The following is a 15,208-nucleotide window of genomic DNA, read 5'->3' as shown; positions in this document are numbered from 1 at the left end:
ACAGGATATCGCCATGCTCGACAAACACACCCATACCCTGATCGCCCACCGTCTGCATCAGGCGGAACAATCCCGGGAGCAGATCCGCGCGATCTCGCTGGAGTACCCGGAGATCACCATTGAAGACGCCTACGCCGTCCAGCGCGAATGGGTGAGCCTGAAAATTGCCGAAGGCCGCGTGCTGAAAGGCCACAAGATCGGCCTTACCTCCAAAGCGATGCAGGCCAGCTCGCAGATCAGCGAGCCGGACTACGGTGCGCTGCTGGACGATATGTTCTTCCACGACGGCAGCGACATCCCCGTGGATCGCTTTATCGTCCCGCGCATCGAAGTGGAGCTGGCCTTCGTGCTGGCAAAACCGCTGCGCGGCCCGAACTGCACGATCTTCGACGTCTACAACGCCACGGATTACGTCATCCCCGCCCTGGAGCTGATCGACGCCCGCTGCCATAACGTTGACCCGGAAACCCAGCGCCCGCGCAAGGTGTTCGACACCATCTCCGATAACGCCGCCAACGCGGGCGTGATCCTCGGCGGCCGCCCGATTAAACCCGACGAGCTGGATCTGCGCTGGATCTCCGCCCTGCTTTACCGCAACGGCGTGATCGAAGAGACCGGGGTCGCCGCAGGCGTGCTTAACCACCCGGCGAACGGCGTGGCGTGGCTGGCGAACAAACTCGCGCCATACGACGTGCAGCTTGAGCCAGGACAAATCATCCTCGGCGGCTCGTTTACCCGCCCGGTTGCCGCCAGCAGAGGCGACACCTTCCACGTCGACTACGGCAACATGGGCTCCATCAGCTGCCGCTTTGTGTAAGGAGATGACCATGCAAAACGCATTCAAAGCGGCGCTGAAGGCGGGCCGTCCGCAAATCGGGTTATGGCTGGGGCTGACCAGCAGCTACAGCGCTGAGCTACTGGCCGGGGCCGGTTTTGACTGGCTGCTGATCGACGGAGAGCACGCGCCGAACAGCGTGCAAACCATCCTGACTCAGCTCCAGGCCATCGCCCCTTATCCCAGCCAGCCGGTGGTGCGCCCGTCGTGGAACGATCCGGTGCAGATCAAGCAGCTGCTGGACGTGGGGGCGCAAACCCTGCTGGTGCCGATGGTGCAAAACGCCGACGAAGCCCGTCTGGCTGTCAGCGCCACCCGCTACCCGCCTGCCGGCATTCGCGGCGTCGGCAGCGCGCTGGCGCGGGCGTCGCGCTGGAACCGCATCCCGGAGTATCTGCATCAGGCTAACGACGCCATGTGCGTGCTGGTGCAAATCGAAACTCGCGAGGCGCTGAAAAACCTGCCGCAGATCCTGGACGTGGAAGGGGTGGACGGCGTGTTTATCGGCCCTGCGGATCTGAGCGCCGACATGGGCTTCGCCGGTAATCCGCAGCACCCGGAGGTGCAGGCCGCCATAGAGCAGGCGATCGCCCAAATCCTCAGCGCGGGCAAAGCGCCCGGCATCCTGATGGCGAACGAGCAACTGGCAAAACGTTATCTTGAACTCGGCGCGCTGTTTGTCGCGGTCGGCGTGGATACCACCCTGCTCGCCCGCAGCGCCGAAGCGCTGGCGGCCCGCTTTACCGATGTCACCACAGCAGTTGATAACAATAAATCCGTCTACTAAACGTACGATGTGGAGCGCAACATGACGACCTCAACCCTGCACAATAAAGCTGTTGAACATCGCGTTATTAATAAGCTGTTCCGTCGTTTGATCGTGTTTCTTTTTATCCTGTTTGTCTTCTCGTTTCTCGATCGCATCAACATCGGCTTTGCCGGGCTGACGATGGGCAAAGATCTGGGCCTCACGTCGACCATGTTTGGCCTGGCCGCGACGCTGTTTTACGTGACCTACGTGCTGTGCGGGATCCCCAGCAACATCATGCTGGCGAAGATCGGCGCCCGCCGCTGGATCGCCGGGATCATGGTGGTGTGGGGCATCGCCTCTACCTGCACCATGTTCGCCACCAGCCCCGAAACGCTTTACGTCCTGCGCATGCTGGTGGGCATTGCCGAAGCCGGTTTCCTGCCGGGCATTCTGGTCTATCTCACCTGGTGGTTCCCGGCGTATCACCGCGCCCGCGCCAACGCGCTGTTTATGATCGCCATGCCGGTGACCATGATGCTCGGTTCGATCCTCTCCGGGTACATTCTGGCGATGGACGGACTGTGGAACCTTAAGGGCTGGCAGTGGCTGTTCCTGCTGGAGGGGCTGCCGTCGGTGGTGCTCGGCGTGGTGACCTGGTTCTACCTTAACGACACCCCGGATCAGGCCACCTGGCTGGATGATGACGAAAAGCAGGCACTCAAAACGATGATCGCCCGCGAGCAGGAGCTGGCCATTGCGGATGCCGCCACGCCGCGATCGACGCTGCGCGAGGTGCTGACGCCCGCCGTGCTGCTCTACACGCTGGCCTACTTCTGCCTGACGAATACGCTGAGCGCGATCAACATCTGGACGCCGCAGATCCTGCAAAGCTTCAACACCGGCAGCAGCAATATCGTGATTGGCCTGCTGGCGGCGATCCCGCAGTTTTGCACCATCCTCGGGATGATCTGGTGGAGCCGCCGCTCCGACAGGCTGAAAGAGCGAAAAAAGCACACCATCCTGCCGTATCTGTTTGCAGCGGCGGGATGGATGCTGGCCTCGGCGACCGATCACAGCCTGATCCAGCTGCTTGGCATCATCATGGCCTCAACCGGATCGTTTACCGCCATGGCGATATTCTGGACCACGCCGGATCAGGTTATTAGCCTGCAATCCCGCGCGGTGGCGCTGGCGGTGATCAACGCCATCGGCAACGTCGGGTCTGCCGTCAGCCCATTGCTGATAGGTATTTTGCGCGACGCGACCGGCAGCTTCAGCTCGGGACTGTGGTTCGTGGCAGGTCTGCTGGTGGTGGGCGCGCTGGTGCTGACGCGCATTCCGATGACGCGCCGGGAAAGCCTTGAGCGTGAGCCGGACATCGCGGCGCAAAAGATCCACTGAGGAGCCGCTATGTGTCAGAGCCCCATCACAAACATCGATATCAGCAAGGAGTACGACGAAAGTCTGGGCACCGACGATGTGCACTACCAGTCGTTCGCCCGCATGGCGGCCTTTTTTGGCCGCGACATGCAGGCGCACCGCCACGACCAGTATTTTCAGATGCATTTTCTCGACACCGGGCAGATTGAGCTCCAGCTCGACGACCACCGTTACTCGGTGCAGGCACCGCTGTTCGTGCTGACGCCGCCGTCGGTGCCGCATGCGTTTATCACCGAATCCGACAGCGACGGCCACGTGCTGACGGTGCGCGAGGATCTCATCTGGCCGCTGTTAGAAGTGCTCTACCCGGGCACGCGGGAAGCGTTCGGCCTGCCGGGGATCTGCCTGTCGCTTGCCGACAAGCCTGATGAGCTGACGGCGCTGAAGCACTACTGGCAGCTGATTGCCCGGGAATCCACGGAACAGCTGCCCGGTCGCGAGCATACGCTGGTCCTGCTGGCGCAGGCCGTTTTTACCCTGCTGCTGCGCAACGCGAAGCTCGACGACCACGCGTCAGGCGGCATGCGCGGTGAGCTGAAGCTGTTTCAGCGCTTTAACCAGCTGACAGATGCTCATTACCACGAGCACTGGACGGTGCCGGAATACGCCAGCGAACTGCATCTCACCGAATCCCGCCTGACCGATATCTGTCGCCGCTTCGCCAACCGCTCGCCGAAACGGCTGATCTTCGACCGCCAGCTGCGGGAAGCCAGACGCCTGCTGCTGTTTTCCGACAGCACAGTGAGCGAAATTGCCTGGCAGCTGGGTTTTAAAGATCCGGCCTATTTCGCCCGTTTTTTTAACCGACTGACGGGGTGCTCACCCAGCGCGTACCGGGCGCAGAAAGTACCGGTGTCCCTGTTCCCCTCACCCCTGCCCTCTCCCAGAGGGAGTAACCGTCCCCTCTCCCAGAGGGAGAGGGTGAGGGAAATCACACTCTGTGATCTCTCGCGAAAAGTACCTGCCGTTGTCCCAATCGTCCCTTCACGTTCCGCCCCTCTCACGCTTCAATTAAACAACAAAAACAAAACATAAATTTAACAACCATCTTCCGATACGAGGTCCCTATGAAGCCTGAAGATTTCCGCGCTGATGCCAAACGTCCGTTAACCGGTGAAGAGTATTTAAAAAGCCTGCAAGATGGCCGTGAGATTTATATCTACGGCGAGCGCGTTAAGGACGTCACTACCCACCCGGCATTTCGCAATGCGGCGGCGTCCATCGCCCAGATGTACGATGCCCTGCACAAGCCAGACATGCAGGATACCCTCTGCTGGGGCACGGACACCGGCAGCGGCGGCTACACCCATAAATTCTTCCGCGTGGCAAAAAGCGCCGACGATCTGCGCCAGCAGCGTGACGCCATCGCCGAGTGGTCGCGCCTGAGCTACGGCTGGATGGGGCGTACGCCGGACTACAAAGCCGCGTTCGGCTGCGCGCTGGGGGCGAACCCTGCCTTCTACGGTCAGTTCGAGCAGAACGCCCGCAACTGGTACACACGTATTCAGGAAACCGGCCTGTACTTTAACCACGCCATCGTCAACCCGCCGATCGACCGCCATAAACCGGCAGACGAGGTGAAAGACGTTTACATCAAGCTGGAGAAAGAGACCGACGCCGGGATCATCGTCAGCGGCGCGAAAGTGGTGGCCACCAACTCCGCCCTGACCCATTACAACATGATCGGCTTCGGCTCTGCGCAGGTGATGGGCGAAAACCCGGACTTCGCGCTGATGTTCGTCGCGCCGATGGATGCCGAAGGGGTGAAGCTGATCTCCCGCGCCTCTTACGAGATGGTGGCAGGGGTGACCGGTTCCCCGTACGACTACCCGCTCTCCAGCCGTTTTGACGAGAACGACGCCATTCTGGTGATGGATCATGTGCTGATCCCGTGGGAAAACGTGCTGATCTACCGCGATTTCGACCGCTGCCGTCGCTGGACGATGGAAGGTGGCTTCGCCCGCATGTACCCGCTTCAGGCCTGCGTGCGTCTGGCTGTGAAGCTCGACTTCATCACCGCTCTGCTGAAGAAGTCGCTGGAGTGTACCGGCACCCTCGAGTTCCGCGGCGTGCAGGCGGATCTCGGCGAAGTGGTGGCGTGGCGCAACATGTTCTGGGCGCTGAGCGACTCCATGTGCTCCGAAGCCACGCCGTGGGTAAACGGCGCGTATCTGCCTGACCACGCGGCGTTACAGACCTACCGCGTGATGGCGCCAATGGCCTATGCGAAGATCAAGAACATCATCGAACGTAACGTGACCTCCGGGCTGATCTACCTGCCGTCCAGCGCGCGGGACCTGAACAACCCGCAGATCGACCAGTATCTGGCGAAGTACGTGCGCGGCTCCAACGGGATGGATCATGTCGAACGCATCAAGATTCTGAAACTGATGTGGGATGCCATCGGCAGCGAGTTTGGCGGACGTCACGAGCTGTACGAAATCAACTACTCCGGTAGCCAGGATGAGATCCGCCTGCAATGCCTGCGTCAGGCGCAAAGCTCCGGCAACATGGACAAGATGATGGCGATGGTTGACCGCTGCATGTCCGAGTACGACCAGCACGGCTGGACCGTACCGCACCTGCACAACAACACTGATATCAACATGCTGGATAAGCTGCTGAAATAACGCAGCGGGAGGTTTCAATGCAATCTGAAGAACGCCTGCGTTTTCGCGACGCGATGGCCAGCCTGTCGGCGGCGGTGAATGTGGTCACCACCGAGGGCGATGCGGGTCGCTGCGGCATTACCGCCACCGCCGTCTGTTCGGTCACGGACACCCCGCCTTCGGTCATGGTCTGCATCAACGCCAACAGCGCCATGAACCCGGTCTTCCAGGGCAACGGCAAACTGTGTGTCAACGTGCTGAACCACGAGCAGGAGATCATGGCCCGCCACTTTGCCGGGATGACCGGCATGGCAATGGAGGAGCGCTTTGCTCTCTCCTGCTGGCAGAAAGGACCGCTGGCGCAGCCGGTGCTGAAAGGCGCTCTGGCAAGCCTGGAAGGCGAGATAACCCAGGTGCAAACCATCGGTACCCATCTGGTCTACCTTGTGGAGATTAAGAACATCATCCTCAGCAGCGAGGGGCACGGCCTGATCTACTTCAAACGCCGTTTCCACCCGGTGATGATAAAGATGGAAGCCGCGGTTTGATCCCGTTGCACAAAAAAACGCTAAGGTTTCCGCAAAGGTGCGCCGTTAACTATCCATAAGATAAATTTTCCGGGGCGGCTGGCGACGTCGTCAGGCGCCCCCTTAACGCTGGAAAGTCTTATGGCCCCTTCACCCCGAAGCCGCTCGGCTGAACGTCTGGTTGACATCATTATTGCCCTGCACCGCAACGGAAGCGTTAATCGCCGCGATCTGATGCAAAAATTTGGCATTACCGAACGCACGGTGTACCGCGATTTGCAGGCGCTTTCCCCTATTATTGAACACGACGGCAAAGGGCGCTATCAGCTGCTGCCTGCGTATCAGACCTGCCGCTGCGTGCACTGCCCTGAAGCGAACGACGAAACCCCGCAGAGGTAGATTATTCTCAGTGATCTCAATCACATATTTTCTTCCACCGTGGGTGAGCCTTAACCACTCACCCTCGCTTTTGACCGCTCACGCATCGCTTTCAACCACTCACCTATTTACCGTGCTTTATACGCGCGAGGATCTGGCACGATCGCTCCAGCATTAATCAATACCTCCTCACAACAAACCCTGACCCTTTTTTCTTTACATAAAAAACCAGGTCTTACTATGGATACTAAAAAACTACTGAAGCACGTGCCCTGGGCCTTACTCGGGATCCTCGGTGCTTTCTGTCTGGCGGTTGTCGCATTACGCCGGGGCGAACACGTCAGCGCCCTGTGGATCGTGGTCGCGTCGGTTTCCGTCTACCTTGTGGCTTATCGCTACTACAGCTTATACATCGCGCAGAAGGTCATGAAGCTCGACCCGACGCGTGCCACCCCGGCGGTCATTAACAATGACGGCCTGAACTACGTGCCAACCAACCGTTACGTGCTGTTTGGTCACCACTTCGCCGCCATTGCAGGCGCGGGTCCGCTGGTCGGCCCGGTACTGGCCGCGCAGATGGGCTACCTGCCGGGTACGCTCTGGCTGCTGGCGGGCGTGGTGCTGGCGGGAGCGGTGCAGGACTTTATGGTGCTGTTTATCTCCTCGCGCCGTAACGGTTCGTCGCTGGGTGAGATGATCAAAGAAGAGATGGGCCGCGTGCCGGGCACCATCGCCCTCTTTGGCTGCTTCCTGATCATGATCATCATCCTCGCGGTGCTGGCGCTGATCGTGGTGAAAGCGCTGGCCGAAAGTCCGTGGGGCGTCTTCACCGTCTGCTCTACCGTACCGATTGCGCTGTTCATGGGCATCTACATGCGCTTCCTGCGCCCTGGCCGCGTTGGCGAGGTGTCGGTCATCGGTATCGTGCTGCTGGTCGCCTCCATCTACTTCGGCGGCGTGATTGCGCACGACCCGTACTGGGGCCCGGCGCTGACCTTTAAAGACACCACCATCACCTTCGCGCTGATCGGTTACGCGTTCATCTCAGCGCTGCTGCCGGTGTGGCTGATTCTGGCTCCGCGCGACTACCTGGCGACCTTCCTGAAAATCGGCGTGATCGTCGGGCTGGCAATCGGGATTGTGATCATCAATCCTGAGCTGAAAATGCCAGCGGTGACACAGTACATTGACGGTACCGGTCCGCTGTGGAAAGGCGCTCTGTTCCCGTTCCTGTTTATCACCATCGCCTGCGGTGCCGTGTCTGGCTTCCACGCGCTGATCGCCTCGGGCACCACGCCGAAGCTGATGGCCAACGAAACCGACGCGCGCTTCATCGGTTACGGCGCAATGCTCATGGAGTCCTTCGTGGCGATCATGGCGCTGGTTGCAGCGTCGATTATCGAGCCAGGTCTGTACTTTGCGATGAACACCCCACCAGCGGGTCTCGGCATCACCATGCCAAACCTGCATGAGATGGGCGGCGAAAATACCGCGCTGATCCTGGCGCAGCTGAAAGACGCCAGCGCACACGCGGCGGCGACCGTCAGCTCCTGGGGCTTCGTAATTTCGCCTGAGCAGATCATGCAGACCGCGAAAGACATCGGCGAACCGTCCGTGCTGAACCGCGCAGGTGGCGCGCCAACGCTGGCGGTGGGTATCGCACACGTGTTCCACAAAGTGCTGCCGTGGGCGGACATGGGCTTCTGGTACCACTTCGGTATTCTGTTTGAAGCGCTATTCATCCTCACCGCGCTGGATGCCGGTACGCGTGCAGGCCGCTTCATGTTGCAGGATCTGCTGGGTAACTTCGTGCCATTCCTGAAGAAAACCGACTCTCTGGTGGCCGGTGTTCTGGGTACCGCGGGCTGCGTAGGCCTGTGGGGTTATCTGCTGTATCAGGGCGTTGTTGACCCGCTGGGCGGCGTTAAGAGCCTGTGGCCGCTGTTCGGCATCTCTAACCAGATGCTGGCGGCTGTGGCCCTGGTGCTGGGTACCGTTGTCCTGGTGAAGATGAAACGCACCAAATACATCTGGGTCACCGTGGTGCCTGCGCTGTGGCTGCTGCTCTGCACTACCTGGGCGCTGGGTCTGAAACTGTTCAGCACCAACCCGCAGCTGGAAGGCTTCTTCTTCATGGCTAACCAGTACAAAGAGAAGATTGCCGCAGGCGGCGCGGATCTGACCGCGCAGCAGATTGCCAACATGAACCATATCGTGGTGAACAACTACACCAACGCGGGTCTGAGCATTCTGTTCCTGGTGGTGGTGTACAGCATCATCTTCTACGGCATCAAAACCTGGATGAAAGTGCGTAACGTTGAGGGCCGTACGGACAAAGAAACCCCGTACGTGCCGGTGCCGGAAGGCGGCGTGAAGACCTCCTCACACCATTAATTAAGCATGTTACTGTAGGCCCGGATCGCTGCGCGCCTCCGGGCTTCTTCTATCTGGAACCCTCAATGTTTGGTAACTTAGGCGAAGCAAAAAAATACCTCGGTCAGGCGGCGAAAATGCTGATTGGCATTCCGGACTATGACAACTACGTTGAGCATATGAAGACCAACCATCCGGATAAGCCGTACATGACTTACACTGAATTCTTCCGCGAGCGTCAGGAAGCGCGCTACGGCGGAAGTGGAGAAGGCGGCGTCCGCTGCTGCTAAAGGAGAAACCATGACCCCGATTGCCGTTACCCTGCTGACCGGTTTTCTCGGCGCCGGTAAAACCACCCTGCTGCGCCACATTCTGAACGAGCAGCACGGCTTCAAAATCGCCGTCATCGAAAACGAATTTGGCGAAGTCTCCGTTGACGATCAGCTGATTGGCGACCGCGCCACCCAGATCAAAACCCTGACCAACGGCTGCATCTGCTGCACCCGCTCTAACGAATTAGAAGACGCCCTGCTGGACCTGCTCGACAGCCGCGATCGCGGTGACATCGTCTTCGACCGTCTGGTGATCGAGTGCACCGGCATGGCCGACCCCGGCCCGATTATTCAGACCTTTTTCTCCCACGAGATCATCTGCCAGCGCTACCTGCTGGACGGTGTCATCGCTCTGGTGGATGCGGTACACGCCGACGAGCAGATGAACCAGTTCACCATCGCCCAGTCTCAGGTGGGCTACGCCGACCGCATCCTGCTGACCAAAACCGACGTGGCAGGTGAAAGCGAAAAACTGCGCGAGCGCCTGACGCGCATTAACTCGCGTGCGCCCATTTATACGGTGACGCACGGCGATATCGATCTCGCTCAGCTGTTCAACACCAACGGCTTTATGCTGGAAGAGAACGTTACCGCGAAACCGCGCTTTCACTTTATGTCCGACAAGCAAAACGACGTGGCGTCGATTGTGGTGGAGCTGGACTACCCGGTAGACATCAGCGAGGTCTCCCGCGTGATGGAAAACCTGCTGCTGTCGTTTGCCGACAAGCTGCTGCGCTATAAAGGGATGCTGTGGATCGACGGCGAGCCGAACCGCCTGCTGTTCCAGGGGGTGCAGCGCCTGTACAGCGCCGACTGGGATCGCCCGTGGGGCGATGAAACGCCGCACAGCGTGATGGTGTTTATTGGAATACAGCTGCCGGAAGAAGAAATTCGGGCAGCGTTTGCGGGGCTGAAAAAGTAAATCGCACCGATCATCCCCTCTCCCCCGCGGGGAGAGGGTTAGGGTGAGGGGGAAACTTATTTCAACGCCTCCGGCAGCGTCACAATCCACAGCTCGCTGTCGGACTCCGGCTTCTTCAGCGGCTTCACGCTGAGCGTGGTTTCCACCGGTTTATCATCCAGCGTCAGCTTGCCTTCCGCGTTCACCCGGTAATCCTTGAGCTTCTTGCCCTCGGCCGGGTTGTGCATCGCCACCTTCACGCCAAAGTCGTTATCGTTCGCCACCGCCAGCGTTTTGCTGTCAATCAGCGCCAGTCCTTCGGCCTTTTCCTGCTGCCAGCCCAGCGCACGCAGATCGACCACCTGCGTTTTTTCAGCAAGTGTAATGCCGCGCTGCGCCAGCGTTTTCTCATCGTCAAACTCCGGGTATTCGCCCGGCTTGTCGAAGGCGGCCAGATCGCTCGCCTTGCTCAGATCCACCCTGTAGATGAGGTTACGCATTGCGTCATTTTTATCCTCACCCTGTTCAATCAGCAGGATGGTGTGGTTATCCAGCGCCACTATGTCGCCGATTTTGGCGTCGCTGTTTTTGCTGTAGGCCGTGCTGTCGACAGGGTAGCCGTACATCGCGGTTTTCCCGGTCGCCGGATCGAAGCTCACCAGACGGGTAAACAGCGCCTGTTTTTTGTTCTTCCCGTCGATATCCAGTGTGCTTTGCACGGCGGCAATAATCCGTCCGTCCGGCATGCGGGTCAGGCCTTCAAAGCCCCGGTTTGCCTGACGCCATTTGATAACGTTTGGCAGACCGCCCGCGATGGATTTCTCCCCTTGCGTCGCCTGCGGACCGTGGATCGCGAGGATTTTCCCTTTACTGTCGACGTTAATCAGGAACGGGCCATACTCATCGCACAGCCAGTAGCCGCCCTTCCCGTCCGACGTGATGCCTTCCGTATCCAGCCCGCGGTTATCGCCTTTCAGTACTTTTAAGGTGTCGCTTAGCGCGACTTCATTGGTGGAACCAATCACACCGCTTTGCAGTGGCAGGCCGTTGATCTCGCCTTTATCGTCATGCAGCGGTCGCGCGTCCACGGCCTCCGCTTTACCGTTTTGCACGCGGATCGTCATCAGCAGCGGAGCGAAATCCGGGGTAACAAATATTTTGGCATCGTTTTTCCCCATTTTTGGCGAATCCGCGTTAGGACCGCGATCGGTCACGGTCGCAAACGTCAGCGCATCGCCCTGCTTGCCCGTAAACAGCAGACCAGAACCCATCCCCACCGGGAGCCCGTTCGGGAACGCATCGGCAAACGCGCCGCTGTATTTCACATGGGAGCCGTCAGGGAAGCTGACGATATAGCGCTCAGCGGTAGGCTGCGCAGCCAGGCCAGAGAAAGAGAGCGCACAACCGATAAGCACAGGAATAATTTTTCTTTTCATATTGTTAGCATCCAGTAAGTGAAGCCAACAACGTAATGAAGAAACGTGTCAGAAAAATGACATGAAAAGACAGCGGATCGGCAAAGAAATACGTATAGCAATCACCAGAAATGTAAACCTCTGTCTTGATCTGTGACAGCCGAAATACTTTTGGAAATTATTAGAAAATTAATTAATTCACCTCAAACGGCTTTCTTCGCCTCGTTCATTAAACGTTTAGCCAAAAATATAAACTTTCCCTAAACACGAATGGATTGAGGATTGACGATCTGCCATAAAAACATCTCATCAACATTTAAGATTAAAAAAACCAACAAAAACAGCATAAAACTGCGATACCCATCACATTTGCAGTCATAAACATCCCTTGTTAAGGTGCCCTCAGATTAATTTGATGACGAGGAAACACGCATGAAAAAGCTTAACGTTCTCATCCTTTCTGCTCTCACCGCCGTATCGGGCTCCGCACTGGCAATGGGCGGCAGCATTGAGCAGGGTAAAAACTTTACCAATCTGAATGTGGAAATGGGCAAATCAACTTCCGGTCTGTACACCGAAGGTAATTGGCTGAAAAACACCGACGACGGCACCACGACCGGTGGCGTGGGCGCAGGCTACAATTTCGAAGTCGGCCCGGTAATGCTGAACGCAGGCGCTAAGGCCCTCTACGTTGGCCCGAAGAAAGGCGATAACGGCGTGGCGTTCCCGGTCGGCGGCGGTGTGAACGTTGCCCTGACCGACAGCATCAGGGTATTCGGTGAAGGCTACGTTGCGCCAGACGGACTGAACAACAGCGTGAAGAACTACGTTGAAGCTAACGGCGGCGTAAGCTGGACCCCGGTCAAACCGGTTACGCTGAAAGTGGGCTACCGCCACGTGAGCGTTGATGGCAAAGACGGTCGTCCAAACCACACGCTGGTAGACGGCGCTTACTTCGGCGGCGGCGTGAGCTTCTAAGCCACCTGATAGATAAAAAAACCTGCCCTTCGGCAGGTTTTTTATTACTACGTCACTTACGCACCACCACCAGCTTCTGGTTCACAAACTCTTTGATCCCCAGATCCGACAGCTCGCGTCCGTAACCCGAACGTTTTACGCCGCCGAACGGCAGTTCTGCCGCCGTATCGGTGAGCCAGTTGATGTACACCATCCCGGTCTCAATGCGCGACGCCATTTTCTTCGCGCGCTCGATGTTCTGGCTGAACACCGCTCCGCCCAGACCGTAGTGGGAGTCGTTCGCCAGGGCAACCGCCTCGTCGTCGTTTTTCACCACATAAATCTGCGCTACCGGACCAAAGAACTCTTCGAAATACGCCGGGTTATCGCGCGAGATATTGGTCAGGATGGTCGGCTCAAAGAAGCTCCCGTCACGCTGCACCGGCTTGCCGCCATGGTGCAGCTTCGCGCCGTTTTTCACCGCCTCGTTAACCTGTTTAGTTAGCGTCTCCAGCGCGTCTTTGGATGACAAAGGCCCCAGCGTGGTACTTTCGTCCAGCGGATCGCCAATCTTCACCTGCTTAAACGCCTCGGTGAATTTGTTCAGGAAGGCGTCTGCAATCTTTTCATGCAGGATAAAGCGCTTCGCCGCGGTACAGACCTGCCCGGCGTTATTAAGCCGCGCGTTAACGCCGATCTTCACGGCTTTCTCCAGATCCGCATCGTCCAGCACCACGAAGACGTCGTTCCCGCCCAGTTCAAGGGTCGATTTTTTGATGTGTTTCGCAGCCTGTGCCGCAACCACGCTACCCGCTTTTTCTGAACCGGTCAGCGCCGCCCCCTGTACGCGATCGTCGGCGATGATGTTCGCCACCTGTTCGGACGAGATAAACAGGTTGGTCCACGCCCCTTCCGGCGCGCCCGCTTCACGTACCAGCTGTGCAAAGGTTTCTGCACAGTGCGGCACGATACTGGCATGCTTGGCGATCACCGGGTTGCCCGCTGCCAGGTTTGGCGCCAGAACGCGCATCAGCTGATAGTATGGGAAGTTCCATGGTTCGACGGCCATCAGCACGCCGATGGGGTGATGTTCAACCCATGCTTCCCCGAGTTCAGAGTCATACTTCACCGGGGCCAGGAACTGCTTCGCGTTGTCAGCATAGTAGCGGGCGATTTGCGCGCATAGCTTCACTTCACCGCGGCTTTGTTCGATGAGCTTACCCATCTCCTGACTGGCGATTTTCGCCAGATCCTCCACGCGTTCGTCGATCAGGTCCGCCAGCTTATGCAGCACCGGCAGGCGCTGGCTTATGTCACCTTTCGCCCAGTCGGAGTGATAGAGCGCATCGGCTGCCTTCAGCGCCGCTTCAACGTCTGCGTCAGTGTGAGAGGGATATTCTTTGATGAGCTGGTTCGTGGCAGGATTTACTGTCTGGTAAGCCATATCGAATCTCCTTGTTTTACCGCTTAGGGTATTAAGGGTAGTCAATCTGTCTGACTATGAAGGTAAAGTTGGGTATATACGGAGGGTTCTTATACGTTTTCCCCCTTTCGTTTACCGACAGGGGGAACTGTGATTTTAATTATTTCACCCAATGAGGGATATTTTCTGTCGATACATTTTTTACAGTATATCCTTTCCCCTCTTGCGAGTTTTTAACACAAGTTATCTCATCGAACCCCCACTTTCCGTTACGATTGAAAAAGTAAGCTGTGTACTTATCGGTATTATAACCGAAATATCTCTCGTTAGGGCGTGATATTTTTTCATTCTCACATGTAAAATCACTCCGCCATTCACTGCCAGTAGAATATTTTAAAACATAATATGCTACTACATCCGGCCTGCTTGAGACAAATAATACGATTAAACTCGTTAGAATCAAAGCACCAAAAATAGTAAAAAGTCTATATCCTTTTGCATGATCAGCAGTCACGATGAATATTACGTAAGTAGTCAACTGCAATATAAAAAATATCAATACAAAAAATGAACTGAGCTTCCATGTAAACTCCAACCATGGACTGGATGATAAATCCATATTACTCAACTGAAGAAATAAACTTGCCGAGAACGCACTAGATAAAACATAACAGATTGATATAAATGAAAATAACATAACCCGTATATTTTTTACTTTCTCATGGCCATCTTTCTCGAGAACAAAGATTGTTAAAACGCTGCTAATAACAATAAAAATGGAGAACATCACCAACAGTACTTTTGCAAGAAAACCAAACTGTATATTTATTGCAAAAGGAAAAAGAAGAAACGCACCCCAGGCAAGGAGCGACGCCCATCCGGCCAACTTATTTACAACACCGCCACTTTCGAACCGAATAAAATGAATAATAATTTCCCGGACACGCTGCCTTTTTAAATACAGCATGACTAAAAGGCCAATAAATAATGCATATGACAAATAAACCCGAACTGGATCTTTTATTTTCAACAAAACAAAACAACCTACAAAGAAAAGGAACAAATATAAATCCAAGGATTTATTTTTTATTCCATTTATAAAACGATACAGTAAATTCATTTTATATACCCCAGAAAATAGATTATTATTAGCTATGAGAAACGAATACTCCGAACCAGAAAGAGAATGCAACAAATCTTCTGATCTGTCAGTTAAAAGAGGAATTTTAATTCTTCACCAGATAGCACATTTTGCATTTTACCTCCA

At 56.4% G+C, this 15,208-nt stretch carries 13 protein-coding genes and 1 pseudogene; 11 read left to right on the top strand and 3 right to left on the bottom strand.

What is annotated here, in order from left to right; genetic code table 11:
• The first annotated feature begins 13 nt into the window (after positions 1–13).
• The 10 genes and pseudogenes from hpaH (at position 14) to yjiA (ending at position 10,167) form a co-directional block, all read left to right on the top strand.
• A complete protein-coding gene (hpaH, locus tag ACOTXL_RS09110; protein WP_015572593.1) occupies positions 14–817 on the top strand; it encodes a 2-oxo-hept-4-ene-1,7-dioate hydratase in 804 nt (267 codons plus the stop codon).
• 10 nt (positions 818–827) lie between these two features.
• On the top strand, positions 828–1,622 hold the full coding sequence (hpaI, locus tag ACOTXL_RS09105; protein ID WP_022650349.1) for a 4-hydroxy-2-oxoheptanedioate aldolase: 795 nt from the start codon (positions 828–830) through the stop codon (positions 1,620–1,622).
• A gap of 21 nt (positions 1,623–1,643) precedes the next feature.
• Positions 1,644–2,987: a 4-hydroxyphenylacetate permease gene (hpaX, locus tag ACOTXL_RS09100; protein ID WP_045350436.1), complete on the top strand. Its 1,344-nt coding sequence runs from the start codon at positions 1,644–1,646 to the stop codon at positions 2,985–2,987.
• Between the two features lie 9 nt (positions 2,988–2,996).
• Positions 2,997–3,884: pseudogene (gene hpaA, locus ACOTXL_RS09095) on the top strand (4-hydroxyphenylacetate catabolism regulatory protein HpaA); the annotation flags it as partial.
• A gap of 209 nt (positions 3,885–4,093) precedes the next feature.
• Complete coding sequence (gene hpaB, locus ACOTXL_RS09090; protein WP_023315337.1) at positions 4,094–5,656, top strand: 4-hydroxyphenylacetate 3-monooxygenase, oxygenase component; 1,563 nt, start codon at positions 4,094–4,096, stop codon at positions 5,654–5,656.
• 17 nt (positions 5,657–5,673) lie between these two features.
• Entirely contained in the window at positions 5,674–6,183 is a 510-nt protein-coding gene (locus tag ACOTXL_RS09085) for a 4-hydroxyphenylacetate 3-monooxygenase reductase subunit (protein ID WP_045350437.1), read from the top strand.
• A 120-nt stretch (positions 6,184–6,303) separates the two neighbouring features.
• Complete coding sequence (locus ACOTXL_RS09080; protein WP_023315336.1) at positions 6,304–6,561, top strand: HTH domain-containing protein; 258 nt, start codon at positions 6,304–6,306, stop codon at positions 6,559–6,561.
• Between the two features lie 219 nt (positions 6,562–6,780).
• Positions 6,781–8,934 (top strand): carbon starvation CstA family protein, encoded by a 2,154-nt coding sequence (locus ACOTXL_RS09075; protein ID WP_023315335.1) that lies wholly within the window; start codon positions 6,781–6,783, stop codon positions 8,932–8,934.
• Positions 8,935–8,999: 65 nt separating this feature from the next.
• Positions 9,000–9,203 (top strand): YbdD/YjiX family protein, encoded by a 204-nt coding sequence (locus ACOTXL_RS09070; RefSeq protein ID WP_003856610.1) that lies wholly within the window; start codon positions 9,000–9,002, stop codon positions 9,201–9,203.
• Between the two features lie 10 nt (positions 9,204–9,213).
• On the top strand, positions 9,214–10,167 hold the full coding sequence (yjiA, locus tag ACOTXL_RS09065) for a GTPase (RefSeq protein WP_003856612.1): 954 nt from the start codon (positions 9,214–9,216) through the stop codon (positions 10,165–10,167).
• A gap of 56 nt (positions 10,168–10,223) precedes the next feature.
• Here the strand turns inward: yjiA and ACOTXL_RS09060 are convergent, their stop codons facing one another.
• Positions 10,224–11,582 (bottom strand): esterase-like activity of phytase family protein, encoded by a 1,359-nt coding sequence (locus tag ACOTXL_RS09060; RefSeq protein ID WP_045342559.1) that lies wholly within the window; start codon positions 11,580–11,582, stop codon positions 10,224–10,226.
• Between the two features lie 411 nt (positions 11,583–11,993).
• Between ACOTXL_RS09060 and ACOTXL_RS09055 the strand changes: the two genes are divergently transcribed.
• Positions 11,994–12,539 (top strand): YfaZ family outer membrane protein, encoded by a 546-nt coding sequence (locus ACOTXL_RS09055; protein ID WP_003856615.1) that lies wholly within the window; start codon positions 11,994–11,996, stop codon positions 12,537–12,539.
• A gap of 52 nt (positions 12,540–12,591) precedes the next feature.
• On the opposite strand, the gene ACOTXL_RS09050 is transcribed toward ACOTXL_RS09055, so the two are convergent.
• Together ACOTXL_RS09050 and ACOTXL_RS09045 are read right to left on the bottom strand one after the other, a co-directional pair.
• The gene (locus ACOTXL_RS09050; protein WP_023324109.1) at positions 12,592–13,962 is read right to left on the bottom strand and encodes an NAD-dependent succinate-semialdehyde dehydrogenase; all 1,371 of its coding nucleotides are present in this window, start codon (positions 13,960–13,962) and stop codon (positions 12,592–12,594) included.
• Positions 13,963–14,101: 139 nt separating this feature from the next.
• A complete protein-coding gene (locus tag ACOTXL_RS09045; protein WP_052686668.1) occupies positions 14,102–15,061 on the bottom strand; it encodes a hypothetical protein in 960 nt (319 codons plus the stop codon).
• Positions 15,062–15,208 lie beyond the last annotated feature (147 nt).

The sequence above is a fragment of the Enterobacter cloacae complex sp. IR5402 genome (assembly GCF_049238125.1).
GTDB classification, from domain to species: Bacteria; Pseudomonadota; Gammaproteobacteria; order Enterobacterales; family Enterobacteriaceae; genus Enterobacter; species Enterobacter hormaechei_C.
Note: the sequence above shows the minus strand (reverse complement) of the source record. Positions and strands in the feature narration are given on the sequence as shown.